This window comes from Streptomyces sp. NBC_01166 (genome assembly GCF_045039765.1).
Lineage (GTDB): Bacteria > Actinomycetota > Actinomycetes > Streptomycetales > Streptomycetaceae > Streptomyces.
The window spans coordinates 5,834,236-5,859,161 of record NZ_CP108613.1; the positions used below are offsets into that span (position 1 = coordinate 5,834,236).

General features: G+C 71.3%; 22 protein-coding genes. 18 read left to right on the plus strand and 4 right to left on the minus strand.

What is annotated here, in order from left to right; translation table 11 throughout:
* Positions 1 to 108: 108 nt before the first annotated feature.
* Together OG379_RS26995 and OG379_RS27000 are read left to right on the plus strand one after the other, a co-directional pair.
* Complete coding sequence (locus OG379_RS26995) at positions 109 to 1,890, plus strand: protein kinase domain-containing protein (protein ID WP_405668659.1); 1,782 nt, start codon at positions 109 to 111, stop codon at positions 1,888 to 1,890.
* Between the two features lie 135 nt (positions 1,891 to 2,025).
* Positions 2,026 to 3,195: a cysteine desulfurase family protein gene (locus tag OG379_RS27000; RefSeq protein ID WP_405665596.1), complete on the plus strand. Its 1,170-nt coding sequence runs from the start codon at positions 2,026 to 2,028 to the stop codon at positions 3,193 to 3,195.
* Here the strand turns inward: OG379_RS27000 and OG379_RS27005 are convergent.
* A complete protein-coding gene (locus OG379_RS27005; RefSeq protein WP_405665598.1) occupies positions 3,188 to 3,883 on the minus strand; it encodes an N-acetylmuramoyl-L-alanine amidase in 696 nt (231 codons plus the stop codon). The two genes, OG379_RS27000 and OG379_RS27005, sit on opposite strands and share 8 nt — an antisense overlap.
* Before the next feature lie 61 nt (positions 3,884 to 3,944).
* Between OG379_RS27005 and mnmA the strand changes: the two genes are divergently transcribed.
* Positions 3,945 to 5,078 (plus strand): tRNA 2-thiouridine(34) synthase MnmA, encoded by a 1,134-nt coding sequence (gene mnmA, locus OG379_RS27010; RefSeq protein WP_405665599.1) that lies wholly within the window; start codon positions 3,945 to 3,947, stop codon positions 5,076 to 5,078.
* A 112-nt stretch (positions 5,079 to 5,190) separates the two neighbouring features.
* Here mnmA and OG379_RS27015 read toward each other — a convergent pair whose 3' ends face one another.
* Positions 5,191 to 6,027, minus strand: a complete 837-nt coding sequence (locus tag OG379_RS27015) for an MBL fold metallo-hydrolase (RefSeq protein ID WP_405665601.1) — start codon at positions 6,025 to 6,027, stop codon at positions 5,191 to 5,193.
* Between the two features lie 210 nt (positions 6,028 to 6,237).
* Here OG379_RS27015 and OG379_RS27020 point away from each other — a divergent pair, with 210 nt between their 5' ends.
* Positions 6,238 to 6,525 (plus strand): hypothetical protein, encoded by a 288-nt coding sequence (locus OG379_RS27020; RefSeq protein ID WP_405668660.1) that lies wholly within the window; start codon positions 6,238 to 6,240, stop codon positions 6,523 to 6,525.
* A 60-nt stretch (positions 6,526 to 6,585) separates the two neighbouring features.
* Here the strand turns inward: OG379_RS27020 and OG379_RS27025 are convergent, their stop codons facing one another.
* The gene (locus OG379_RS27025) at positions 6,586 to 7,386 is read right to left on the minus strand and encodes an alpha/beta fold hydrolase (protein ID WP_405665602.1); all 801 of its coding nucleotides are present in this window, start codon (positions 7,384 to 7,386) and stop codon (positions 6,586 to 6,588) included.
* Positions 7,387 to 7,448: 62 nt separating this feature from the next.
* Complete coding sequence (locus OG379_RS27030; RefSeq protein WP_405665604.1) at positions 7,449 to 7,784, minus strand: DUF427 domain-containing protein; 336 nt, start codon at positions 7,782 to 7,784, stop codon at positions 7,449 to 7,451.
* A gap of 65 nt (positions 7,785 to 7,849) precedes the next feature.
* On the opposite strand from OG379_RS27030, the gene OG379_RS27035 reads away from it, so the two are divergent.
* From OG379_RS27035 to OG379_RS27100, 14 genes are all read left to right on the plus strand, one after another.
* Positions 7,850 to 8,389: a TIGR00730 family Rossman fold protein gene (locus OG379_RS27035; RefSeq protein ID WP_405665605.1), complete on the plus strand. Its 540-nt coding sequence runs from the start codon at positions 7,850 to 7,852 to the stop codon at positions 8,387 to 8,389.
* Between the two features lie 15 nt (positions 8,390 to 8,404).
* Positions 8,405 to 9,094, plus strand: coding sequence for an SDR family oxidoreductase (locus tag OG379_RS27040; protein ID WP_393761096.1), 690 nt, complete (start codon positions 8,405 to 8,407; stop codon positions 9,092 to 9,094).
* Positions 9,095 to 9,126: 32 nt separating this feature from the next.
* Positions 9,127 to 10,152, plus strand: a complete 1,026-nt coding sequence (locus tag OG379_RS27045) for a methionine synthase (protein ID WP_405665607.1) — start codon at positions 9,127 to 9,129, stop codon at positions 10,150 to 10,152.
* Positions 10,153 to 10,196: 44 nt separating this feature from the next.
* On the plus strand, positions 10,197 to 12,395 hold the full coding sequence (ligA, locus tag OG379_RS27050; RefSeq protein WP_405665608.1) for an NAD-dependent DNA ligase LigA: 2,199 nt from the start codon (positions 10,197 to 10,199) through the stop codon (positions 12,393 to 12,395).
* Positions 12,396 to 12,696: 301 nt separating this feature from the next.
* Complete coding sequence (locus OG379_RS27055) at positions 12,697 to 14,832, plus strand: putative bifunctional diguanylate cyclase/phosphodiesterase (protein WP_405665610.1); 2,136 nt, start codon at positions 12,697 to 12,699, stop codon at positions 14,830 to 14,832.
* Positions 14,833 to 14,997: 165 nt separating this feature from the next.
* Positions 14,998 to 15,294 carry an Asp-tRNA(Asn)/Glu-tRNA(Gln) amidotransferase subunit GatC gene (gene gatC / locus OG379_RS27060; protein ID WP_014153935.1) on the plus strand — a complete coding sequence of 99 codons (297 nt, stop codon included), beginning with the start codon at positions 14,998 to 15,000 and terminating at the stop codon, positions 15,292 to 15,294.
* 5 nt (positions 15,295 to 15,299) lie between these two features.
* A complete protein-coding gene (gene gatA / locus OG379_RS27065; RefSeq protein WP_393761104.1) occupies positions 15,300 to 16,802 on the plus strand; it encodes an Asp-tRNA(Asn)/Glu-tRNA(Gln) amidotransferase subunit GatA in 1,503 nt (500 codons plus the stop codon).
* Positions 16,799 to 17,041 carry a hypothetical protein gene (locus OG379_RS27070; RefSeq protein WP_104789325.1) on the plus strand — a complete coding sequence of 81 codons (243 nt, stop codon included), beginning with the start codon at positions 16,799 to 16,801 and terminating at the stop codon, positions 17,039 to 17,041. The genes gatA and OG379_RS27070 overlap by 4 nt, the downstream gene beginning before the upstream one ends.
* Positions 17,042 to 17,057: 16 nt before the next feature.
* Entirely contained in the window at positions 17,058 to 18,566 is a 1,509-nt protein-coding gene (gene gatB / locus OG379_RS27075; protein ID WP_393761107.1) for an Asp-tRNA(Asn)/Glu-tRNA(Gln) amidotransferase subunit GatB, read from the plus strand.
* Positions 18,567 to 18,734: 168 nt separating this feature from the next.
* Positions 18,735 to 20,846, plus strand: coding sequence for a phosphocholine-specific phospholipase C (locus OG379_RS27080; protein ID WP_405665611.1), 2,112 nt, complete (start codon positions 18,735 to 18,737; stop codon positions 20,844 to 20,846).
* 189 nt (positions 20,847 to 21,035) lie between these two features.
* Positions 21,036 to 23,255 carry an MMPL family transporter gene (locus OG379_RS27085; protein WP_405665612.1) on the plus strand — a complete coding sequence of 740 codons (2,220 nt, stop codon included), beginning with the start codon at positions 21,036 to 21,038 and terminating at the stop codon, positions 23,253 to 23,255.
* 28 nt (positions 23,256 to 23,283) lie between these two features.
* Complete coding sequence (locus tag OG379_RS27090; protein ID WP_405665614.1) at positions 23,284 to 23,838, plus strand: GNAT family N-acetyltransferase; 555 nt, start codon at positions 23,284 to 23,286, stop codon at positions 23,836 to 23,838.
* A gap of 61 nt (positions 23,839 to 23,899) precedes the next feature.
* Positions 23,900 to 24,556 (plus strand): hypothetical protein, encoded by a 657-nt coding sequence (locus tag OG379_RS27095; RefSeq protein ID WP_405665615.1) that lies wholly within the window; start codon positions 23,900 to 23,902, stop codon positions 24,554 to 24,556.
* 195 nt (positions 24,557 to 24,751) lie between these two features.
* Positions 24,752 to 24,925 (plus strand): hypothetical protein, encoded by a 174-nt coding sequence (locus OG379_RS27100; protein ID WP_187355834.1) that lies wholly within the window; start codon positions 24,752 to 24,754, stop codon positions 24,923 to 24,925.
* The last annotated feature ends 1 nt before the right edge of the window (position 24,926 follow it).

The following is a 24,926-nucleotide window of genomic DNA, read 5'->3' on the forward strand; positions in this document are numbered from 1 at the left end:
GCGGTGAATTTCTAGAGCAATTTTCTAGAAGATGCTCCTCTTCCAGTATCCACTGGTCAGACTTCCCCTGGAACCGGAAAAGGCGTGTCACGGGGAGACGGTGTGGGCGTGTTGGACCTGACGGGCAGCGGAGCCAAACCGCTGGAAGCGGATGATCCGGTGCAGATCGGTGGGATTCCGCTCGCGGGCCGGCTCGGCTCCGGCGGAATGGGGCGCGTTTATCTCGGTGTCCACGAGGGCCGGTACGTCGCCGTCAAGCAGGTGCTGCCCTCGATCGCCGGCGAGGACCAGGACTTCGTCCGCCGCTTCGGGCACGAGCTGGACAATCTCGCCGAGCTGCCCGCGGAGGCCACCGCGCCCCTGATCGCCAGTGACCGCGACGCCCGGCCCCCGTGGCTGGCGACCGCGTACGTCCCCGGCCTCACGCTGAGCGACGTCGTCAGGCTGCACAAGGGTCCGCTGCCCGCCGGCACCCTGTGGCTCCTGCTGCGCGAGGCGGCCGCCGGGCTGGTGCCGGTGCACGAGCTGGGCATGGTGCACCGCGACCTCAAGCCGTCCAACGTCATGCTGACGGTCGGGGGCGCCACGGTCATCGACTTCGGCGTGGCCCGCGCCACCGAGCAGAGCCAGCTCACCAGAAGCGGCATGGTCGTCGGCACCCCGGCGTACATGGCTCCAGAACAGGCCACGACGAAGCGGGACCTGACCGGCGCCGCGGATGTGTTCGCGCTGGGTTCGGTCATCGCGTACGCGGCCAGTGGCAGCCCGCCCTTCGGCGAGGAGTCCGGCCCCGCCGTGCTGTACCGCATCGTGCACGAGGAGCCCGACCTGGAGGCGGTGCGGGAGCTGGACCCCGGGCTCGCCGACGTCGTCGCGGCCTGTCTCGCCAAGGATCCCGAGGCCCGGCCCACCGCATCCGAGCTGGTGCGGCGTGCCACGGAGCACGGGCCGTACACGGCTCCGCTGTGGCCGGAGTCGATCAGCGGGAACCTCGCCGAGAAGGCCGCCTTCGCGGCGAACGTCCAGGAGATCGAACTGCCGCCGCCCGTGTCCTTGGAGACGCGGAACCTCGGGCGGAAGCCACGTAAGAAGTTCCGCGACCGTCCGCGGCGGACCCGGGTCTTCTTCGCCGTCCTCCCCGTCGTCCTGACGGTGGGCGGGGCGACACTCGCCGTCCAGCTCCTCCCCTTCGTCTCCGAGCCGGACGACCACAAGGCCGCCGGGCCGTCCGTCCCCGCCACCGCCCCGGCGGTGCCCGGCGCCTCGGCCTCGGGAGCGAGCCCGTCCGGCTCGGCGTCACCGGAGAAGTCGCCGAAGAGCAAGGAGAAGAAGGAAGAGGGAGGCAAGGGAGGAGACGAGGCAGCGGACGGAGGTTCCTCCCCCGCCCCGGGAGCCGGAGACGCGGGCGGCGGTTCCCAGGACGGCTCCGGCGGGTCGGATGCGTCCGGCGGCTCCGGTGGGTCCGGAGCATCGGGCGGCTCCGGTGGTTCCGGCGGGTCCAGTGCCTCCGGCGGTGCCGGTTCCGGGGGCACCGCACCCTCCGGGACCCACCACTATCGCAACGGCGAGAACGGCAAGTGTCTCGTGGCCCCGTACAGCGGCTATCCGACCGTCGGCAACTGTGGAGGGCCGGGTTCCTCCTGGACCCTCAGGACCATCTCCGACGGGTCCTTCCAGATTGTCCACGAGTCGGGCAGGACATGTCTGACCGCGGGGGCCGGAGGGGTCCTGCTGCTCTCGTGCAACGAGGCCGAAACGCGTCGATGGCGCGTGGGGGCGGGAAGCACCCTTGTGAGCGTCGCCACCGGGGGCTGCCTCGGCCTGGGGAACGGGGGAGTCGTGGCGAGCCAGTGCTCGGGAAGGGCTTCCCAGCGCTGGACCGCCGTCTGAGCACGTCGCACGACGGGAGGCCCTCGGGCCGGGCCCTCCCGGGGGTTCGCACCGGCCCCCTGCCGGGCGCGCGCGGCCCATGGCGCGATGCGCCCGGCACGCGCCGTGGCCCGGGCTCGTAGAATCGTCAGCACCATGGCTTACCTCGACCACGCCGCGACCACGCCGATGCTTCCGGAGGCGATCGCGGCGATGTCCGCGCAGCTCGCCGTCACCGGCAACGCGTCCTCCTTGCATGCTGCCGGGCGCCGGGCCCGCCGTACCGTCGAGGAGTCCAGAGAAACCCTCGCCGACACCCTCGGGGCACGCCCCAGCGAGGTCGTCCTGACCTCCGGCGGCACCGAGGCCGACAACCTCGCGGTGAAGGGCCTCTACTGGGCCCGCCGCGACGCCGACCCCCGGCGCACCCGGGTCCTCGCCAGCCCCGTGGAGCACCACGCCGTCCTCGACGCGGTGGACTGGCTCGCCGAGCACGAGGGCGCCACCGTCGAATACCTCCCGGTCGACGCGTACGGACGTGTGCACCCGGACGCGCTGCGCGAGGCGCTCGTACGCGACCCCGACGACGTCGCCCTGGTCACCGTGATGTGGGCCAACAACGAAATCGGCACGATCATGCCGATACATGAACTCGCCGAGGTGGCCCGCGAGTTCGGCGTCCCCATGCACTCCGACGCGGTGCAGGCGTTCGGGCAGCTGGAGGTCGACTTCGCCGCCTCCGGGCTCGCCGCCATGACGGTCAGCGCGCACAAGATCGGCGGCCCCTTCGGCATCGGGGCGCTGCTGCTCGGCCGCGACCAGGCCCCCGTGCCCGTCCTGCACGGCGGCGGCCAGGAGAGGCATGTGCGCTCCGGCACCCTCGACGTCCCCGCCGTGGCCGCGTTCGCCGTGGCCGGGCGGCACGCCGCCGACGGACGCGAGGGCTTCGCCCGTGAGATCGGCGCACTCCGCGACGAGCTGGCCGCCGCCGTGCTGAAGGCCGTCCCCGACGCCCTCCTCGGCGGCGACCCGGCCCCCGGCGGGCGACTGCCCGCCAACGCCCACTTCACCTTCCCCGGCTGCGAGGGCGACTCCCTGCTGCTGCTGCTCGACGCCCAGGGCATCGAATGCTCCACGGGCTCGGCGTGCACCGCCGGCATCGCCCAGCCGAGCCACGTGCTGCTGGCCACCGGCACCGACCCCGCGCTGGCACGCGGCACGCTGCGCTTCTCGCTCGGCCACACCACGACCGGACAGGACGTGGAGGAGCTCGCACGGGCGATCGGTCCTGCCGTCGAGCGGGCCAGGACGGCAGGACTCAGCTAGCCCGTGGACTCTTGGTTCCCGCCGTGGACGCCGCTCGCACCAGCTTCATGTAGCGGGTCCAGTCCCAGTGCGGTCCGGGGTCGGTGTGATCCGTGCCGGGCACCTCGACGTGCCCGATGATGTGCTCCCGGTCCACCGGGATCCCGTACCGCTTGCATATCGCGGCCGTCAGCCGCGCGGAGGACTCGTACATCTTCGTGGTGAAGTCCTGCGGGCGGTCGACGAAGCCCTCGTGCTCGATGCCGATACTGCGTTCGTTGAACGAGCGGTTGCCCGCGTGGTACGCCACGTCGAGCTCCCGGATCATCTGGGTCACGCGGCCGTTCTGCCCGACGATGTAATGCGTGGCCGCCTGGTGCGCCGGGTCCTGGAAGACCTTGACCGCGCTCTCGTAGCTGCCCTGGGTGACATGGATGATCACTCGGTCCACGCCGTAGTCGTCGGGGCGGTCGGCCCGCCGCCAGTTCCCGTCGGAGGCCGCGACCCAGGTCGCCGGTGCGTAGTCCAGCTCGCCGGCCTCGCGGGGCTTCTCCACGCCGGGCACCCGCCACCAGACGCGCCGGACCTCGTCCACGGCCACGGCGGCCGTGGCCGCCGCCGCGGCACCGCCACCGATCAGCAGCGAGCGCCTGCTGATGCCGTGACCAGGCCCCTTTCCCGGCGACCCGGCACTCCCGTTGTTCCCCATGTGCTCCTCAACGCATATCCGCGAGCATTCGGTTCCCGGAGCCCCGTACTCTGGAGAAGCTATGACTCAGACCTCCCAGCGCCCCCTCCGTGTGCTCGCCGCCATGTCGGGCGGAGTCGACTCCGCCGTGGCGGCGGCCCGAGCCGCCGAGGCCGGCCACGACGTGACCGGTGTACACCTCGCCCTCTCCGCGAACCCGCAGTCCTTCCGTACGGGCGCGCGCGGCTGTTGCACCATCGAGGACTCCCGGGACGCCCGCCGCGCGGCGGACGTCATCGGCATCCCGTTCTACGTCTGGGACCTGGCGGAACGCTTCCGTGAGGACGTCGTGGACGACTTCGTCGCGGAGTACGAGGCCGGGCGCACGCCCAACCCCTGCCTGCGCTGCAACGAGAAGATCAAGTTCGCCGCGCTCCTCGACAAGGCGCTGGCCCTCGGCTTCGACGCCGTGTGCACCGGCCACTACGCCACGGTCGTGCTGAACGAGGACGGCACCCGGGAGATGCACCGCGCCTCGGACATGGCCAAGGACCAGAGCTACGTCCTCGGTGTCCTGGACGAGAAGCAGCTCGCCCACGCGATGTTCCCGCTGGGTGACACCCTGACCACGAAGGACGAGATCCGCGCCGAGGCCGAGCGCCGGGGCCTGGCGGTCGCCAAGAAGCCCGACAGCCACGACATCTGCTTCATCGCCGACGGCGACACCCAGGGCTTCCTGGCGGGCCGCCTCGGCGGCCCCGCGGAGGGCGACATCCTCGACGAGTCCGGCGCGAAGGTCGGCACCCACGAGGGAGCCTTCGGCTTCACCATCGGCCAGCGCAAGGGGCTGCGCATCGGCCACCCCGCCCCCGACGGCAAGCCGCGCTACGTCCTGGACATCTCCCCGGTGAACAACACGGTGACGGTCGGCCCGGCCGAGGCCCTGGACGTCACCGCCCTCACTGCCATCAGGCCCCGCTGGTGCGGCACGGCCCCCGCGGGCCCCGGGACGTACACCGCCCAGCTCCGCGCGCACGGCGGCGAGACCGAGGTGACCGCCGAACTGATCGACGGGACGCTCCACGTCTCGTTCACCGAGCCGGTACGGGGCGTGGCGCCCGGCCAGGCGGTCGTGCTCTACGACGGCACCCGGGTCGTCGGCTCGGCCACGATCGCGACGACGGTGCGCAGGGAGAAGGCGGCGGCTTCCCAGTGACCGAGGCGGCCGGAGCGTCTCCGGCAGGCGCCTTGAAGGCTCGGCGCGGCCCGAGGCTCGCGAGGCTCGGGCCGCGTTACCGGCATCCGGCCGGCCACGCGTCCTGGTGGACTCATCGGCTCATCGCGGAGGGCTGGACGGTCGGTGCGGCCGTGGGCTCGAAACCGGCCAGCATCTGTTCCAGGCCGCGCTGGTCCGGGCCGATGAACGGGTCGGCCCCCGGGGCGGCGGCGAGCATGTCGAGGAACTCCGGCCCGCGGCCGGTGGAAGGCGGCAGGTGCGTGCTGAGGATGCGTCCGGGGTCCATCGCGCGCAGCGGTCCGGCCGAGCCCAGGAGCACCGCGGGGTCGATCATGTGCACCCAGGGACTGTCGACCGTCGCCCACAGGAGCTGACCGGTCCGGAGATCGTCCGCCGGGACGGCCGCCACGTCGTCGCAGGTGGCGAGGTCGACGCTGGGCATGGGCGCCCCGAAGCAGTCGGAGCTGAAGCAGGTACGCGTTGCCGTGTCGACGAACCCCACGGTCGCCGGGTTGTCGAACAGCGGCGGCCGGAAGCCGACCAGTGTCCGGTCGCCCACGTCGAGGCTCTGCCCGGGATTGAGCAGGTGGACCCGGTCCGTCGGCAGCGGGCGCTCGGTCGACATGATCCCCGCCCCGAGGAAGGTGGTCACCACCCGTGCCTCGGGGGCGGCGGCGAGAAGCTCGAACAGCGCCCCGGTGTGGTCGCGGTCCGGATGGGTCAGCCAGATCCAGCGCACGTCGGCGACGTCGACGACGGAACCGAGCGCGTCCACGAAGCCCCGGTCGGGAAGGCTGAGCCCCGTGTCCACGACGACGGGCTCGGCGGCGTGCAGCACGAATGCGTTCACCGTCAGGAAGCCGATTCCGGGTATGGGCAGACAGTCGTTGAGGACGGTGACGTCCCGTCCCAGCCGGTGGGTCAACATCTGAGGCCTCCTCGCCCCCACGACATCAACGGTCCGGTGTCGGCTCCGCGCTTTCACCCCCTCATCCGAGTCTTCTCCCGGTCGGTGCGCATATCAAGCCCTGACGGAAGTCCTGCGTCCCTCGAATGGCGTGGCCTGGGTGCGGCCCGGTCACACCGCTCCAACACTGAAGCGGCTTGCCGTCGAGAGAAAGAGGCACCCGTGAGAACGATGCTGGTGATCCACATGGACACACAGAAGTCCAGCCAGATGATCGAGAACAACGAGATGGCGCAGTTCATGCGGTCCATGCTGGAGCGGCTGCAGCCGGAAGCCGCCTACTTCGGGCCGCACAGTGGAGTGCGTACCGCTTTCGTCGTCATCGACCTGGAGGACCCTTCCCAGCTCCCGAGCATCTCCGAGCCGTTCTTCGCGCAGCTCGGTGCCAGGGTCGAGATGTTCCCGGTGATGACGGCCGAGGACGTACGGACGGGTCTGGAGCGATACGCGTCATCCTGAACGTGACCCGCGCAGCCACGTCCGACCCCTGTACGGGCGTGGCTGCGCGGGGGCGCGGTCTCAGGACGCCTGGCGTGCGTGCACAGGCCTGCTGAAGAACTCCGCCAGCACCGGCGCGATCGCGTGCGGGGCCAGCTCGCGGGTCTGGCCGGTCAGGGTGCGGTGCCTGGCCCGGGGGACCGCGGCCGCGAGGGCGAGGGTCGTCTCATGGGCCCGCGCGGTGCTGAACCCACCGGTCACCACCAGGGTGCGCGCGGTGATCGACGCGAGTCTCCCGGCCGGGACCGAGCCGTCGCCCAGCAGGGCGTCGTCGTACGCGAGGGTGTGGGCCACCGCTTCGAGGCCGGACCAGAGCGGGGCCCGGCGCATGCGGGCGATCGTCTCCGCCGGGACCCCCGTCCGCGACAGGTACAGCTCGACGGCGCCGCCCCGGTCACCCGCCGCCAGCAGCCGGTGCAGCAGCGCCGTGCAGCGGGATTTGTACAGGAGGCCGGCAGGGCCCGGGGTGTACGGCGGCTCGTAGACCGCCAGGAGGTCCACGGGCAGACCCGCGGCCTGCGCCTCCAGGGCCAGCGCCCCGCCCGACAGCATGCCGAATACCGAGACGCGCTCACCCGCCGTCGCCGCGACCGCGGCCAGGTCCTCGATCTCGCGGCGGAGCGCGTACGGCCCGCCGTCGCCGCTCGCCCCGCGGCCCCGGCGGTCGTACGTGACGACCGTGAAGCGCGGGGCCAGCAGAGCGGCCAGCGGTGCCTCGTCGGCCGCGGTGCTCAGGGCACCGCCGACCAGGATCACCGGCGGCCCGTCACCGTGGCGGCGATACGCGATCGGCGTCCCGTCACGGGAGAGAGTCTTGTCCATGTGAGGGTGGACTGCCGTGCCCCGCGGAACTCATCGGCTCGGCGGAGAAATATTTCTGACGGTCAGTCGGTGACCACGTCCGTGGCGTAGAAGCAGAAGTGACCCTTGATCGACGCGACTTGCTCCTTGGGCTCCGGGTAGGCCCAGACGAGGTCAGCCGCATCCGGCACCGACCAGTACGACGCGTCGCCCTTGAACGGGCAGTGCGTACGGGTGTCCGAAGGCGTCAGCAGGTCGGTCCGCACATCCTCGGGCGGCAGGTAGTAGCGGTCGGGGCAGCCCGTCTCGCGCAGCACCAGGGGCCGGCGGCTCTCGGCGAGCACCTGCCCGTCGTGCACCGCACGCACGTGCACGGCCTCGGGTCCTACGGTGATGGTGTGTCCTGTGGTGGAGGTCATACCTGGTTCAGCCGAGGGGCAGCCCGGTTTCTTCCCGGGCCCGGGGCCGGTCGTACGGTATCCGCATGAACATCTGCGTCTTCCTCTCCGCCGCCGACCTCGACGACCGCTACACGGGGCCCGCCCGTGAATTCGCCGAACTACTGGGCCGGGGCGGACACACCCTGGTCTGGGGCGGCTCGGAGAGCGGGCTGATGAAGGTCGTCGCCGACGGCGTCCAGGAGTCCGGCGGACGGCTCGTCGGGGTGTCCGTGGACTTCCTGGCGGCCAAGGCGCGGACGAACGCCGACGAGATGGTGATAGCCAAGGACCTGGCCGAGCGCAAGGCGCTGCTCCTGGAGAAGTCCGACGCGGTCGTGATCATGGTCGGCGGGACGGGAACGCTCGACGAGGCGACGGAGATCCTGGAGCTGAAGAAGCACGGCAAGCACACCAAGCCCGTCGTCCTGCTGAACACCGCCGGGTTCTACGACGGCCTGCACCAGCAGTTCCGGCGCATGGAGGACGAGGGCTTCCTGCCGCTCCCGCTGACCGAGCTGGTCTTCTTCGCCGAGGACGGCGTCGGGGCGCTGGCCCACCTGGAGGAGTCGGCCGGCCTGCAGTGATGCGAGCATGAGTCCATGCCTACTCATCTCATCACCGGCGCCGGCTCCGGAATCGGAGCGGCCGTCGCCCGCCGTCTCCTGGAGCGTGGCGACGAACTCGTGCTGCTGGCCCGGGACGCGGGGCGCGCCAGGGAACTGGCCGCGCTCCACCCCGGGGCCCGCACGCTCGTCGGCGACCTCGGCAACCCCGACCGGCTCTCCTGGGCGTTCGGACAGCAGCCGATGCCCGAACGCCTCGACTCGCTGCTGCACATCGCGGGCGTCGTCGAGCTCGGCACGATCGGCGACCTCACCCCCAAGGCCTGGCACTTCCAGCTCAACGCCAACCTGGTCTCCCCGGCCGAGCTGACACGGCTGCTGCTGCCGCAGCTGCGCGTCACCCAGGGGCACGTCGTCTTCGTGAACTCCGGCGCCGGGCTCGCGGCGCACGCCGAATGGGGCGCGTACGCCGCGAGCAAGCACGGACTCAAGGCCCTCGCCGACTCGCTGCGCCACGAGGAGCACGGCAACGGGGTCAGGGTCACCTCCGTCTACCCGGGCCGCACCGCCAGCCCCATGCAGGCCAAGGTCCACCAGCAGGAGGGCAAGGAGTACGACGCCTCGCGCTGGATCGACCCGGAATCGGTGGCCACCACGATCCTGCTCGCGCTCGATCTGCCGAGGGACGCCGAGATCAACGACCTCACGGTCCGCCCCGGCCGCTGAGGACACGCGCCCCGGGCCCGTAGGCTTTCCGCGTGAGCGAGAAGAGCGGGTTCAGCGCGAGTGCAGCCACCGGGATCGGGTCCATGCCGGGGGGAGACGCCCGGGAGGCGGCCAAGACCGTCACCGGATCCTTCGCCGACGGCCAGGGCATGCCGTATCTGGCGGAGCTGCCCGCGCGGGGCCCCGGTGCGGACATGATCGGGCGCACCATCGGCCTGCTCGTCGAGATGTACGGCCATGTCGAACCCAGCGGCTGGCGGATCAGCGACCGTCCCGGCCGCGACACCCGCCGCGCCCGTTCCTGGCTCGGCGAGGACCTTGACGCGCTGGAGGAGTTCACCCAGGGCTACGAAGGGCTGCTCAAGGTCCAGGCCGTCGGGCCCTGGACCCTGGCCGCGTCGCTGGAACTGCGGGGCGGCGAGGCCATGCTGGGCGACCCGGGCGCCTGCCGCGACCTGGCGGGCTCGCTGGCCGAGGGGCTGCGCTCCCACCTCGCGGAGGTGCGGCGCAGGATCCCCGGCGCCGAGGTCGTGCTCCAGCTCGACGAACCCTCCCTGACCGCCGTACTCCAGGGACGGGTCAGGTCGGCGAGCGGCTACCGCACCTACCGTGCCGTGGACCGCCAGGTCGTCGAGGGAACGCTGCGCGAGCTGCTCGCGGTGAACGGCGACGGCCCCACGGTCGTCCACTCGTGTGCCCCGGAGGTGCCGTTCGCGCTGCTGCGCCGCGCCGGCGCCGGCGGGGTCTCCTTCGACTTCTCCCTGCTCACCGAGCGTGAGGAGGAGGCGATCGGGGAAGCCGTCGAAGGCGGTACCCAGCTCTTCCTCGGCGTGGTTCCCGGTGTCGACGCCGCCTCGACCGCATTGTCGGACCCGGGCGGTAGCGTCATGGAGGTCAGGACGTTGTGGAGCAGGCTGGGGCTGAATCCGGGGACTCTCAGCGAGTCCGTCGTGGTCACCCCGTCCTGCGGGCTGGCGGGAGCGTCGCCCGCGTACGCGCGCGCCGCGCTCGCCCACTGCGCCCGGGCCGCGAGGTCGCTCGCGGACAACCCTGAGTAACGGGTCGTCGTAGAGGTCTTAATGGGGCAACGGAGGAACAGTCGATGGCCGGCGAAGAGCAGGCGCAGCAGCTGACCGGTGTGCCGGCGGAGGTGCAGGAACAGCACGCACTCCTCGCCGAGCAGATCGAGGAGCACCGCTTCCGGTATTACGTGAAGGACCAGCCCGTCATCGACGACGCCGAGTTCGACCGGCAGATGCGCGCGCTGGAGGCCATCGAGGACGAGCACCCCGAGCTGCGCACACCGGATTCGCCGACCCAGAAGGTCGCCGGCCCGTACACGACGGAATTCACCTCCGTCGAGCACCGTGAGCGCCTGCTCTCCCTCGACAACGCGTTCGATGACGCGGAGCTCGCGGCCTGGGCCGATCGCGTGGCCAAGGACGTGGGCAGGGGCGGGTACCACTTCCTGTGCGAGCTCAAGGTGGACGGCCTCGCCGTCAATCTCACGTACGAGCACGGCAGGCTGACCCGCGCGGCGACCAGGGGCGACGGGCGCACGGGGGAGGACATCACCCCCAACGTCCGCACCATTGCCGACATCCCGCTCCGTCTCAAGGGCGACCGCGTCCCCGAGCTCGTCGAGATCCGGGGCGAGGTCTTCTTCCCCATGGAGGCCTTCGAGGGGCTCAACGCCCGGCTGGTCGAGGCAGGCGACAAGCCCTTCGCCAACCCGCGCAACGCGGCGGCCGGTTCGCTGCGGCAGAAGGACCCGAAGGTCACCGCCACCCGCCCGCTCCACATGGTGGTGCACGGCATCGGAGCCCGTGAGGGCTTCGACATCGACCGGCTCTCCCAGGCCTACGACCTGCTGAGGGAGTGGGGCCTGCCCACCGCCAAGCACAACAAGGTGGTCGAATCCCTCGACGAGGTGCGGGAGTTCATCGCCTGGTTCGGCGAGAACCGGCAGTCCGTCGAGCACGAGATCGACGGCGTCGTCGTCAAGCTCGACGAGATCCCGCTCCAGGGCAGGCTGGGCTCCACCTCGCGCGCGCCCCGCTGGGCGATCGCCTGGAAGTACGCCCCCCAGGAGGTCAACACCAAGCTGGTCAACATCCGGGTCGGCGTCGGACGCACCGGCCGCGTCACGCCGTACGCCCAGGTCGAGCCGGTCGAGGTGGCGGGATCGGAGGTCGAATTCGCCACCCTGCACAACCAGAACGTGGTGAAGGCCAAGGGCGTCCTCATCGGTGACACGGTGGTGCTCCGCAAGGCGGGTGACGTCATCCCGGAGATCCTCGGCCCGGTCGTCGATCTGCGGGACGGCAGCGAGCGGGAGTTCGTCATGCCGTCCGAGTGCCCCGAGTGCGGGACGGCGCTGCGGCCCATGAAGGAGGCCGACATCGACCTCCGCTGCCCCAACGCCCGCTCCTGCCCCGCTCAGTTGCGGGAGCGGCTGGCCTATCTCGCGGGCCGCAAATGCCTGGACATCGACCACTTCGGCTATGTCGCGGCCGCGGCCCTGACCAAGCCCCTGGAGCCCGCCGAGCCGCCCCTGCTGGACGAGGGGGATCTCTTCGGCCTGACGGTGGAGCAGCTGCTGCCGATCCGGGCGTACGTCCTGGACGCCGACAGCGGGCTGCCCAAGCGTGACCCGAAGACGGGCGAGGAGAAGATCGCCACGGTCTTCGCCAACCAGCAGGGTGAGCCGAAGAAGAACGCCCTCGCCATGCTGGAAGGCATCGCGGCGGCCAGACAGGCCCCGCTCGCCCGGATCCTCACCGGCCTCTCGATCCGGCATGTGGGCCCGGTGGCCGCCGTCGAGCTGGCCCGGCAGTTCCGGTCCGTCGACCGGATCGACGCGGCGTCCGAGGAGGAGCTGGCCGCTGCGGACGGGGTGGGCCCGATCATCGCCGCCTCGGTCAAGCAGTGGTTCGCCGAGGACTGGCACCGCGAGATCCTGCGCAAATGGCGGGAGGCCGGGGTCCGGATGGAGGAGGAGGGCGCCGGCGAGGACGAGGGGCCGCGACCGCTGGAGGGGCTCACCGTCGTGGTCACCGGCACCTTGACCGCGCACACCAGGGACGGAGCCAAGGAGGCGCTCCAGGGCCTCGGGGCGAAGGTCACCGGATCAGTCTCGAAGAAGACCTCGTTCGTGGTGGTGGGCGACAACCCGGGGTCCAAGTACGACAAGGCGATGCAGCTGAAGGTGCCCGTCCTCGATGAGGACGGCTTCGCCGTGCTCCTGGAGCAAGGGCCGGACGCGGCCCGGGAGGCCGCAGTTCCCGCCGAGGAGACCTGATCGAGGCGCGATCGAGATGCCGGCGACGCGTGGTCGTGAGCGACGGGGGAAATAAGGCAACGAGGTGACGCGTGCGGCCGGTCGGCCCGCCCGCATCACCCGTTCGGCGCTTATCAGAAGGTGAGCGGTGGAGGACCGCATTCGGGCAAGAGCTGCAGAGCGCTGCCCGTGGGGGCCCTCGTCGGCCTACTGTTGAACGAGCACCTGCCGTGCCCGGCCGCGTGGTGGGATTTGGGTCGTGGTGGCATGGGAGCGGGGGCCACCATGGGACATCGGCACCGCCGGCTGTGAGAGGGACGGAATGAAACCGACCGAGAGCGCCGCACCGGTGTCGCGTCTGCAAGGTTTCGTGGGCCTCACGTCCAAGGTGGGCGCCGTCGTCGTGGCGGTCGCCGCCGTGCAGCTGGCGACCGGGTTCTACCGCACGTTCCACGACGGACACGCGCTCTTTCCCGCCGGCACCGCCGGCTGGTCGCTCGCCCTGCTCACCGGAATCATCGTGGGCCATCTGGTCGCCCTCGGGCGCGACCGCTGGTGGGGCGGCACCGGTTCCGGCGCCGCCCTCACCCTCGCCGTCCTGCTGCTCTACGGCTGGGTGGCCGCGGGCCTGGTCAGCCTCGTCGTCGTGGTGCTCGTCGGTACGGCCAGGCGGCACCGGTGGTGGCAGGGGCTGCTGCACGGGGCGGTGGACATACTCGGCATAGGAGCGGCCGCGCTGGTCCTGTCCGCCTTCGGCGAGGTCCCGAGCGTCGAAACGCCCTGGCGGCCACTCCACTGGGGTATCGACGCCTTACCGGAAGTGCTGCTCGCCGCCGGCACGTATCTCCTCGTCACCCGCTTCCTGCTCTGGTACGCCAGGGCGTCCCAGGGCGGCGGGCTGCCGACGATCGCCCGCACCGCCCTGCTGCGCCAGGGGCTCGTCGCGGTCGCCCTGCTGGGCATCGCCCCGCTGATCTGCGTGGTGGCCTCGGCCAAGCCCGTGCTGCTGCCGCTCTTCGCCGTCCCGCTGATCGCACTGGACTCCACGCTGTGGATCGCCCGCGCACGGGCCGAGGAGCAGCTGAGGGATCCGCTCACCGGCCTGCCCAACCGCCAGTGGCTCCTGGAGAGAACGTGGACGGCTCTGGAGGAGGCCGGCGGCACCGGCACCCGAACAGCCCTGGTCCTCATCGACCTCGACCGCTTCCGGGCCGTCAACGACACCCTCGGCCATCTCGCCGGCGACCGGCTGCTGCTCCAGATAGCGGAGCGGCTGCGGCTCGCCCTGCCCCGCGGGGCGGAGGCCGCACGGCTCGGCGGCGACGAGTTCGCCGTGCTGCTGCCGACCGCGGACTCGGCAACCAGCGCCCAGCGCATCGCCCGCCATCTGGTCGCCGAGCTCTCCTCGCCCCTCGACCTCGACGGGCTCACGCTCGTGCTGGAGGCGAGCGCGGGGGTCGCCGTCCACCCCGACCACGCGCTGGACGCCGAAGGGCTCCTCAGGCGGGCGGACGTGGCCATGTACCAGGCCAAGCGGGACCGCACGGGCGTGGAGGTCTACGAGTCCAAGCGCGACAGCAACACCCCGGACCGGCTCGGCCTGCTGGGCGATCTGCGCAGGGCCCTGGACGCCCGCGAGGTGGAGCTCCACTACCAGCCCAAGGTCCGCTTCGACGGCCAGGTGGCGGGCCTCGAAGCGCTCGTGCGCTGGGTGCATCCGGAGCGCGGGCGGGTCCCCCCGGACGAGTTCATCGCGATCGCGGAATCCTCCGGGCTGATGCCCCACCTCACCGAGTACGTCCTGGAGACCGCGCTGGCCCAGGTGGCCCGGTGGCGGGCCCAGGGGCTGTTCGTCCCCGTCGCGGTCAACGTCTCGCCGCGCGACGTCCACACCCCCGGTTTCGCGGGCAGCGTCGCCGCGCGGCTCGCCCGGCACGGGGTCCCGGCCGGTGCGCTCCAGCTGGAGATAACCGAGCACGTCCTGCTGGAGGATCCTCAGCGGGCCGCGGACACCCTGGCCGGGCTGACCGGGCACGGCGTGAAGATGTCCCTCGACGACTTCGGCACCGGTTACTCCTCCCTCGTCCATCTGCGGAAGCTGCCGGTCAGCGAACTCAAGATCGACCGGTCGTTCGTCGCTCGGCTGGCCGTGGACCACGAGGACGCCGAGATCGTCCGCTGCACCATCGACCTGGCCCATTCGCTCGGCCTGATCGTCGTCGCCGAGGGCGTCGAGGACGACGAGACCTGGGAGCGGCTGCGGGACCTGCGGTGCGACGCGGTGCAGGGGTGGCTCGTCGCCGCCGCGATGCCGCCGCAGGAGACGACGGCCTGGCTGCGGGCCCGAGGCGAGCACGGGTGGCGGCGGCCCTCCGAGCTGGCGGCGGCGGCGCTGCAGCCCGAGGTGGAGCAGCAGCGGCCGGCCGGCCGGGCGGTGTCGGGTCCGGCGACGGCCTGAGGACCATACGGCCCACCCGGTGGCCGTTTTGTCCCCAATCGCCGGACGGGCCCGATGTGGCCGGACCGGGATTGTGAGGCGGCGGGCGGTAACGCAGTCGGGGCAGTGTCCGGCGACCCCATAGGATTGGGCCAAAACCACACACCAAACCCTGAGGATCGCTGCATGCCTGGCATCACGCGCGAGGAGGTCGCCCACCTCGCCCGGCTGGCGCGTCTGGAGCTGAAGGGCGAAGAGCTCGAACACTTCGCCGGTCAGCTCGACGACATCATCGGCGCGGTCGCCCGCGTCTCCGAGGTCGCCGACCAAGACGTACCGCCGACCTCCCACCCGCTGCCGCTGACCAATGTCATGCGGGCGGACGAGGTCCGTCCGTCGCTCACCCCCGAGCAGGCGCTCTCCGGCGCCCCGGCCCAGGAGCAGCAGCGTTTCAAGGTGCCGCAGATCCTGGGGGAGGACTAACAGCCATGACGGACATCAGCACCATCATCAAGCTCACCGCGGCCCAGATCGCCGCGAAGATCGCCTCCGGCGAGCTGACGGCCGTCGAGGTCACCGAGGCCCACCTGGCCCGGATCGACGCCATCGACGAGAAGGTCCACGCCTTCCTGCACATCGACCGCGAGGGCGCGCTCGCGCAGGCCCGCGCCGTCGACGCCAAGCGTGAGGCGGGCGAGAAGCTCGGCCCGCTGGCAGGCGTCCCGCTCGCGCTCAAGGACATCTTCACCACCCAGGACATGCCGACCACCGTCGGCTCGAAGATCCTCGAGGGCTGGGTCCCGCCGTACGACGCGACCCTCACGAAGAAGCTGAAGGCCGCCGACGTCGTCATCCTCGGCAAGACCAACATGGACGAGTTCGCCATGGGGTCCTCCACCGAGAACAGCGCCTACGGCCCGACCGGCAACCCGTGGGACCTCACCCGTATCCCGGGCGGTTCCGGTGGTGGCTCGTCCGCCGCGCTGGCCTCCTTCGAGGCGCCGCTCGCCATCGGTACGGACACCGGCGGCTCCATCCGCCAGCCCGCGGCCGTCACCGGCACCGTCGGCGTCAAGCCCACCTACGGCGGCGTCTCCCGCTACGGCATGGTCGCCTTCTCGTCCTCCCTCGACCAGGGCGGCCCCTGCGCCCGCACGGTCCTGGACGCGGCGCTGCTCCACGAGGTCATCGGCGGCCACGACCCGATGGACTCGACGTCCATCGACGCCCCGGTCCCGCCGGTCGTCGAGGCCGCGCGCAACGGCTCCGTACAGGGCATGCGCGTCGGCGTGGTCAAGCAGTTCGCGGGCGAGGGCTACCAGGCCGGCGTCGTCCAGCGGTTCAACGAGTCCGTCGAGCTGCTGAAGTCGCTCGGCGCCACGATCGTCGAGCTGGACTGCCCGTCCTTCGACCTCGCCCTGTCGGCGTACTACCTGATCGCGCCGTCCGAGGCCTCGTCGAACCTGGCCCGCTTCGACGCCATGCGTTACGGCCTGCGGGTCGGCGACGACGGCACACGCTCCGCCGAGGACGTCACCGCCCTCACCCGTGAGGCCGGCTTCGGCGACGAGGTCAAGCGCCGCATCATCCTGGGCACGTACGCACTCAGCTCCGGCTACTACGACGCGTACTACGGCTCGGCCCAGAAGGTCCGCACCCTCATCACCCAGGACTTCGAGAAGGCGTTCGAGCAGGTGGACGTCGTCGTCTCGCCGACGACGCCCACCACCGCCTTCCCCATCGGCGAGCGCGCCGACGACCCGATGGCGATGTACCTCGCGGACCTGTGCACCATTCCGACCAACCTCGCCGGCAACTCCGCCATGTCGCTGCCCTGCGGTCTGGCACCGGAGGACGGCCTGCCGGTCGGGCTGCAGATCATCGCCCCCGCCATGAAGGACGACCGGCTGTACAAGGTCGGAGCCGCCGTCGAGGCCGCTTTCGTGGAAAAGTGGGGGCACCCGCTGCTTGAGGAGGCTCCGTCACTATGAGCGCAATGGCTAAGAAGGCCAAGAACTTCAAGAAGTCCAAGTCCGGTGTGTACGTGTCCCTGGGCACCACCGCCTTCGGCGCCCTGAGCGTCGTCAAGCAGGCGAGGATGGCCCGCCAGGACAACGACACGCTGCGGCTGGTCGACGCCGCCGTATCCGCCGCCGCGATCGTGACCGGACTCGCGATCCTCTACCGCGAGCTCAAGCGTCTCGGCGACGACGACGTCCTGCTGGGCTGAGAGGGAAAGTTTCATCGTGACTGTCATCGACCTGGAGTCGTACGAGGATGCCCTCGCGACGTACGACCCCGTCATGGGCCTCGAGGTCCATGTGGAGCTCGGCACCAAGACCAAGATGTTCTGCGGGTGCTCGACCGAGCTCAAGCAGGACGCGAACTCGCAGACCTGCCCGGTCTGCCTCGGACTGCCGGGCGCGCTGCCGGTCGTCAACGAGATCGGCGTCGAGTCCGCCGTCAAGATCGGTCTCGCGCTGAACTGCGAGATCGCCGAGTGGTGCCGCTTCGCCCGGAAGAACTACTTCTATCCGGACATGCCGAAGAACTTCCAGACCTCCCAGTACGACGAGCCGATCGCCTTCAACGGCTATCTGGACGTCCAGCTGGAGGACGGCGAGATCTTCCGCGTGCAGATCGAGCGCGCGCACATGGAGGAGGACACCGGCAAGTCGACGCACGTCGGCGGTGCCACCGGCCGTATCCACGGCGCCTCCCACTCGCTGCTCGACTACAACCGTGCGGGCATCCCCCTCATCGAGATCGTCACCAAGCCGATCGAGGGAGCGGGCGCACGCGCCCCCGAGGTCGCCAAGGCGTACGTCGCCGAGCTCCGCGAGCTCATCAAGGCGCTCGGTGTCTCGGAGGCCCGGATGGAGATGGGCCAGATGCGCTGCGACGTCAACCTGTCGCTGCGCCCCAACGGCACCGAGAAGTTCGGCACGCGCTCCGAGACGAAGAACGTCAACTCGCTGCGCTCCGTCGAGCGTGCCGCCCGCTTCGAGATCCAGCGTCACGCCGCGGTGCTGAACTCCGGCGGGACGATCGTGCAGGAGACCCGGCACTTCCACGAGGAGGACGGCTCCACCACGGCCGGCCGCATCAAGGACAACGCCGAGGACTACCGCTACTTCCCGGAGCCGGACCTGGTGCCGGTAGCCCCTTCCCGTGACTGGGTCGAGGAGCTCCGCAAGGGACTCCCCGAGCTGCCCCGGCTGCGCCGCAAGCGGCTGAAGGAGGAGTGGGGTGTCAACGAGCACGACATGCAGTCCATCCTCAACGCCGGCGCTGTCGACCTGATCGTCGCCACGACGGAGGCGGGCGCCCCGTCCGACCAGGCGCGCAAGTGGTGGATGGGCGAGCTCGCCCGCAACGCCAACGAGACCGGCCGCAGCCTGGACGAGCTGCCGGTCACCCCGGCGCAGGTCGCCCGGGTGGCGGAGCTCGTCGCCTCCGGCGACCTCAACGACAAGCTGGCGCGCCAGGTCCTCGAGGGTGTCCTCGCGGGCGAGGGCGACCCCGACACCGTCGTCGAGAAGCGAGGCCTGAAGGTCGTCTCCGACGAGGGTGCGCTGTCCACCGCCGTCGACGAGGCCATCGCGGGCAACGCCGCCATCGCGGACAAGATCCGCGGAGGCAAGGTGGCCGCGGCCGGCGCCCTTGTGGGTGCGGTCATGAAGGCCACCCGCGGGCAGGCCGACGCGGCGCGAGTGCGTGAGCTGATCCTGGAGAAGCTCGGCGTCGAGGGCTGATCCCCGGCACGCCCCTGGGGGCGGCGCACCCGTTGACCGGGTGTGCCGCCCCCTTCGCGTTGCCCGGGCCGGCCCGCAGGACGTTCACCGCCGGGCCGTACGGCGGTCTTCCCGTAGCCACCCGGCGTGACTAGCTTCCAACCGTAGATACGGAATCGGGAGGCTCACTTGACCACGGACATGTCACGGCGGCGGCTCTTCGCGCTCGGGGGCGGTGCGCTCGGCGCCGCCGCGGCGGGATCGTTCCTGCCCCCGTCGCTCCAGGCGGCGATCGCCGCGCAGCCCGCGGCCGAACGGTCCGGTGGTGCGGGGCTGGACGCCATCGAGCACGTGGTGATCCTGATGCAGGAGAATCGTTCCTTCGATCACTACTTCGGGACGCTGCGCGGAGTGCGCGGTTTCGGCGACCGCAACGCGATCGAACTCCCCTCCGGCCGGTCCGTCTTCGAACAGCCGGGGCCGGCGGGCACGACCGTGCTGCCGTTCCCCGTGCGGGAGGCCGCGGAGGCACAGAAGAAGGACCTGCAGTACATCGGCGCCCTCGACCACTCGTGGAGCGGTGGCTCCAAGGCGTGGGCCGACGGCTGGATGAACGGCTGGGTCACCGCGAAGACCGCCGCGACCATGGCGTACTACGACCGCAGCGACATACCGCTGCACCACGAACTGGCCGACACGTTCACGGTCTGCGACGCCTACCACTCCTCGATCCACACCTCCACCAGCCCCAACCGCAACCACCTGTGGAGCGGCCGGACAGGCGACGAGCCGGACGGCAGGCGGGCGGTGGGCAACGACGCGTACGACGAGGGCACCCACCCCGGATACGACTGGGGCACCTACGCCGAGCGGCTGGAGAAGGCCGGGCGGAGCTGGAAGACCTACACCGAGTGGGAGAACTTCACCGACAACCAGATCGAGTTCTTCGCCACCTTCAAGGCCATCGCCCGCAAGGCCCTGGCGAAGACCGGCGGCCACACCTACATGGAGTCCTTCTACGCCACCGTGCGCGACGCGGACGGTGGCGCCGAGCGTGAGCGGCTGCTGGGCCTGCTCGACGAAGGTGTCGCCGGCCTGACGGCGGCCGAGCGCAGTCTGTTCGAGCGGGGGCTGCGCCGGGTCGAGACGGGCACGCTCGCCCAGGAGTTCGCCGACGACGTGGCGGCGGGGACGCTGCCCGAGGTCTCCTACCTGGTCCCGTCGGCGGTCGATTCCGAGCATCCGAGCGTCTCCTCGCCGGTGCACAGCGCGACCGTCGTCTACAAGATCCTGGACGCACTCGGCAGGCACCCCGATGTGTGGCGGCGCACCGTCGTCCTCATCAACTACGACGAGAACGACGGCTTCTTCGACCACGTGCCCCCGCCGGTCGCCCCCGCGGAAGTGACGGAGGAGCACTGGGAGGGCAAGCCCACCGGGCTCGGCGTGCGGGTGCCGCTGCTGGTCGTCTCCCCGTGGTCCGTCGGCGGGTACGTCTGTTCCGAGGTCTTCGACCACACCTCCGTGATCCGCCTCCTGGAGCGCTGGACGGGGGTCGAGGAACCCAACATCGGCGACTGGCGGCGCAAGGTCACCGGAGACCTCACCTCGGCCTTCGACTTCACCCGTGCGCGACGGCAGCCCGAGACGGAGCCCCCCGCCGCGATCCCGCCGTTCGGCGGCCGCTGGCAGCCGAAGCCGCCCGCCGTCCAGCACATGCCCGTCCAGGAGGCCGGCGTCCGGCCGGCCCGGCCCCTGCCCTACCAGCCCGACGCGCAGGCCAGGCGCGTGGCCCGCGGGCTGCGGCTGGACCTCAGCAACACCGGCAGGTCCTCCGCGCACTTCACGCTCTACCCGTACGCGGGGGAGTTCCCCACCCCGCAGCACCGGGACGTCAAGGGCACGGCACGGTGGACGGTGCCGCTGACCGGTGAGGCGTACCGCTTCACGGTCACCGGCCCGAACGGCTTCCGGCGGGAGTTCGAGGGCGCGTCCGGCGGGGGCGCGGAACTCGCCTCCCGCATCGACGCCCACGAGCGGGACCTGCACCTCACGCTGCGCAACAACGGCAGGCGGACGCTGACCTACACCGTGCGGCCCCTCGGATACGTCGACGAGGACGACCTGCGGAACTGGACCAGGACGGTCCAGGTCAAGCCCGGGCGCAGCCGTACGGTCGTGCATTCGGCGGCCGACGCCCACGGCTGGTACGACATCGAGGTGACGGCCGACGAAGCGGTCTCCTTCCGGCGTCGGCTGATGGGCCACATCGAGAACGGCCGGGCGAGCGTCACCGGCTGAGGGGCAGGAGGCGGGCAGTGGTGGTGGCGGCCGCACGGCGAAAGGGGCGAAGTCAAGCCGTGTGACCATGGCCACGAAAGCGGCAAATGGTCAGGAATGGCTGACAGAGTGAGTCTCTCAGGTCATGCGACTTCGTGGGATGTTCCCGTTATATCCCCCTACGGTCCACGAACCCCAGGAGCACCTCCGTTGGCCGCCATCGCACGCTGGTGTCTCAGGCACCGCCTCGCCACCGTCCTCATCTGGCTGATCGCACTCGGAGGCGTGTCGGCCGCGGCCGGGTCCGCGGGGTCCGCGTACTCCGACGACTACGAGGTGCCGGGCACCGAGTCCGGCCGCGCCGGCGAGCTCCTCCAGGCGGGTTTCGAGGACCTCGGCGGCGAGACCGGCACCGTCGTCTGGCACACCTCCGGCTCCACCGTCCGCGACGCCGGCGTCGAGCGGACGATGACCAGGACGCTGCACGAGATCGGCGCACTGCCCGGCGTCGGTGACGTCAGCGGTCCCTACGGGGCGACGGATCAGGGGCGGATCAGCGCGGACGGGCACACCGCCTACGCGACGGTCACCTTCGACCACCGGGCCGGGGAGATCCCGCCGGAACAGGCAGAGGCGGTCGTCGACACCGCGCAGCGGGCCGCCGGCGAAGGACTCCAGGTCGAACTCGGTGGCACCGCCGTGGCGCCGACCGAGGCGCCCACGCTCCATCTGAGCGAGGCAGTCGGGGTGGCCGTCGCCGCGGTCGTCCTCTTCCTCGCCTTCGGCTCGCTCGCCGCGAGCCTGCTGCCCATCGCCACCGCACTCGTCTCCGTCGGCACCGCGTACGCGGCCATCGTGCTGCTCGGCCACGTCATGACCGTCGCCGACTTCGCACCGATGCTGGGGATGCTCATCGGGCTCGGCGTGGGCATCGACTACGCCCTCTTCATCGTCACCCGGCACCGGCGAGGCCTGCGACACGGCCTCTCCGTGCCCGAAGCCGCGCGGAACGCCGTCGCGACGACGGGGCGCGCCGTGGTCTTCGCAGGAGCCACCGTCTGCGTCGCCCTGCTGGGCATGCTGGTCCTGCGGCTGGGTTTCCTCAACGGGGTCGCGATCGCCGCCTCCCTCACCGTCGTGCTGACCGTCGCCGCCTCCGTGACCCTGCTGCCCGCGCTGCTCTCCTTCATCGGCATGCGGGCCCTGAGCCGGCGCGAGCGCGGCCGGCTCACCGAGCACGGGCCGCAGACCGAACGCGCCACCGGCTTCACCGCCCGCTGGTCGGCCTTCGTCGAGCGGCGCCCCCGGCTGCTGGGAGCGGCCGCGGCCGCCGTCATGGCGGTGCTCGCACTGCCCACCCTCTCCCTGCACCTGGGCAGCTCCGACCAGGGCAACAACTCCGCCACGGCCACCACCCGCCAGGCGTACGACCTGCTGGCCGACGGGTTCGGCCCCGGCGTCAACGGGCCGCTGACCATAGCCGCCCACCTCGACGGAGCCGACGACCGGCTCGCCCTGGACGGCCTGCCCGCCGTGCTGCGGGACACCGAAGGCGTCGCCTCGGTGAGTCCGGTGACGTACAACGGCAGCGGCGACACCGCGTTCCTCACCGTCGTCCCCGACTCCGCTCCGCAGTCGCAGCGGACCAGCGAACTCGTCGACCGGCTCCGCCACGACGTCCTGCCGCCCGCTGAGGACACCACCTCGCTCAGGACTCATGTGGGCGGGGTGACGGCCGGATATGACGACTTCGCCGAGATCATCGTCGGCAAGCTGCCGCTCTTCGTCGGGGTGGTCGTCGGGCTCGGCTGCCTGCTCCTGCTGCTGGCGTTCCGTTCCCTCGCCGTCCCCCTCAAGGCCGCCGTGATGAACGTGGCCGCCGTGGCCGCCTCCTTCGGCGTCGTCGTCGCGGTCTTCCAGTGGGGATGGGGGAGCGAGCTGCTGGGACTCGGCGGCGCGGGCCCCATCGAGCCCTTCCTCCCGGTGATCATGGTCTCGGTGCTCTTCGGACTGTCGATGGACTACCAGGTCTTCCTCGTCGGCCGGATGTACGAGGAGTGGCTGGAGACCGGCGACAACCGGCGGTCCGTACGCGTAGGCCTGGCCGAGACCGGCCGGGTGATCAACTCGGCCGCGGTGATCATGATCTCCGTCTTCCTCGCCTTCGTACTCAGCGGCGACCGTGTCATCGCGATGTTCGGCATCGCGCTCGCCGCCGCCGTCGCACTCGACGCCTTCGTCCTGCGCACCCTGCTCGTGCCCGCGCTGATGCACATGCTCGGGGGAGCGAACTGGTGGCTCCCCGCCCGGCTGGACCGGCTGCTCCCGCATGTCAGCATCGAGCCGCCGGACCGCACGGCACCACGTGCGAGGATCCCTGGGGAGCGTGCGGGGGAGAAGGCCCCGGCGGCCCCGCAGCGCGTTCGCTGAGACAGCACGAAGACCGAGGAGATCCACTGTGTTCACGGTGTCACTGGGGGACGACGGAGCGGAGCTCCGGCCGATCGAGCCCTGGCAGGCCGAGGAGTTCCTGGCCCACATGGACCGGGCGCGCGCCCTGGTCGACCCCTGGATCCCGTTCGCCGCGGCCGCCGAGGACCTCACGTCCGCACGCGCCCTGCTCCAGCGGTACGCGGACAAGCAGGCGGCCGACACCGGCCGGCTCTACGGCATCTGGCTGGACGGCACGCTGGTCGGCGGCGTCCTGTTCCGGATATTCGAGGCGGAGACCGGCAACTGCGAGATCGGCTGCTGGCTGGAGGCGGCGGCCGAGGGCCGCGGCCTGGTCACCCGGGCTTCGCGGAAGCTGATCGACTGGGCCTTCGGCGTACGGGGCATGCACCGCGTGGAGTGGGTCGCGTCCTCGGCCAACAGGCGCAGTGTCGCCGTCGCCGAGCGGCTCGGCATGACCCGCGAGGGTGTACTCCGCGAGGCCTATCCGTATCGCGGCAAGCGTCACGACCAGGAGATCTGGGCCCTTCTGGCGTCCGAATGGCGGCAGAGGAAGGGCTGAGGCGGCCGGTGTCGGCTCGGTCTTAAGGAGGTTCTCATACGGGACCCCTAGCGTGCGGCGCATGAACACCTCCCCCTCCACTCCGACCACTGACGACACCGAGGAGAAGAAGGCGGCCGACGGAACCGCCACCACGCCGAGCGTGACGAAGCAGGCCGGGCCGGCGGAAGACGCCGTACCGGACGGAGTCGCGCCGGGTGTCACCGCGTCCGACGTGACCGCCATGGACGTGGCGGCGACGGACGCGGCCGCGGAGGACGGCCTCGAGACCGACCTGTCGCCCGACCCCTACGCCGAGGCCGAAGCGGCCGCGGCGTCCGGGGCCGGAACCGGCGCCGCCGCCGTGGTGGCCGCCGGGCTGGGCGTCATCTCGCTCTCGGGTGCCTGGACCGGCCGTGTCGCCGCCGAGCGCGAGACCCTGGTCGGCCAGATCAAGACCTCCGGCGGCACCGGCAGCGCCGCCCAGCAGATCTCCGAGATCTACGGCGACGCGTGGCACAGCACGGCCCTCGTCAACGGGGTCTTCGCGCTGCTCGCGCTGCTCGTCGGCGTCTTCGTCCTGGTCCGGCCCTCCTTCGGCACCCCCTCCCTCGTTCCGCAGGCGGGCTGGGTCCGCTCCGTCGCCATGGCGGGCATCGCACTCGGAGTCCTCGGGCTGCTGATCTCCGTGGGGATGTACCTCGACCTCTTCGTCGCGCTGCCCTCCGCGGCCGGCTGAGGACCTGGCGGCACCCGGTTCGGACCGGCCGGCACACGGGAACCGGCCGGTCTAAGGCATCCGCCACCCGGGCCTAAGGCCCCCCACCCGCAGAGATGCGGCACTCGCCCGATGTGGCGGCAACCCCTGGCGGACGAGAGTGGGGGCACGGCAGGAAACCGTGCCCCCACTTTCCGTTCCACCAGGGAGAACACCATGTACGAGTACGAGATCCACCAGCTCGCCGTCGCCGAACTGATCCGCAGGGCCGAGGAGCAGCGGACCGTCCGCCAGGCGGTTCTCGCCCGTCGCGCCGCCCGCCGTTCCGGACAGGACGACACCGAGGGGCGGGTGGGGAAGAACCGGAACTGGTTCGTCCGCGCTGCGTAGC

Excerpts from the sequence above, each read along its gene's own strand:
- OG379_RS27000 (WP_405665596.1), top strand. The coding sequence starts at position 2,026 with ATGGCTTACCTCGACCACGCCGCGACCACGCCGATGCTTCCGGAGGCG.
- OG379_RS27005 (WP_405665598.1), bottom strand. The coding sequence starts at position 3,883 with ATGGGGAACAACGGGAGTGCCGGGTCGCCGGGAAAGGGGCCTGGTCAC.
- mnmA (WP_405665599.1), top strand. The coding sequence starts at position 3,945 with ATGACTCAGACCTCCCAGCGCCCCCTCCGTGTGCTCGCCGCCATGTCG.
- OG379_RS27015 (WP_405665601.1), bottom strand. The coding sequence starts at position 6,027 with ATGTTGACCCACCGGCTGGGACGGGACGTCACCGTCCTCAACGACTGT.
- OG379_RS27020 (WP_405668660.1), top strand. The coding sequence starts at position 6,238 with ATGCTGGTGATCCACATGGACACACAGAAGTCCAGCCAGATGATCGAG.
- OG379_RS27025 (WP_405665602.1), bottom strand. The coding sequence starts at position 7,386 with ATGGACAAGACTCTCTCCCGTGACGGGACGCCGATCGCGTATCGCCGC.
- OG379_RS27030 (WP_405665604.1), bottom strand. The coding sequence starts at position 7,784 with ATGACCTCCACCACAGGACACACCATCACCGTAGGACCCGAGGCCGTG.
- OG379_RS27035 (WP_405665605.1), top strand. The coding sequence starts at position 7,850 with ATGAACATCTGCGTCTTCCTCTCCGCCGCCGACCTCGACGACCGCTAC.
- OG379_RS27040 (WP_393761096.1), top strand. The coding sequence starts at position 8,405 with ATGCCTACTCATCTCATCACCGGCGCCGGCTCCGGAATCGGAGCGGCC.
- ligA (WP_405665608.1), top strand. The coding sequence starts at position 10,197 with ATGGCCGGCGAAGAGCAGGCGCAGCAGCTGACCGGTGTGCCGGCGGAG.
- OG379_RS27055 (WP_405665610.1), top strand. The coding sequence starts at position 12,697 with ATGAAACCGACCGAGAGCGCCGCACCGGTGTCGCGTCTGCAAGGTTTC.
- gatC (WP_014153935.1), top strand. The coding sequence starts at position 14,998 with ATGCCTGGCATCACGCGCGAGGAGGTCGCCCACCTCGCCCGGCTGGCG.
- gatA (WP_393761104.1), top strand. The coding sequence starts at position 15,300 with ATGACGGACATCAGCACCATCATCAAGCTCACCGCGGCCCAGATCGCC.
- OG379_RS27070 (WP_104789325.1), top strand. The coding sequence starts at position 16,799 with ATGAGCGCAATGGCTAAGAAGGCCAAGAACTTCAAGAAGTCCAAGTCC.
- OG379_RS27095 (WP_405665615.1), top strand. The coding sequence starts at position 23,900 with ATGAACACCTCCCCCTCCACTCCGACCACTGACGACACCGAGGAGAAG.
- OG379_RS27100 (WP_187355834.1), top strand. The coding sequence starts at position 24,752 with ATGTACGAGTACGAGATCCACCAGCTCGCCGTCGCCGAACTGATCCGC.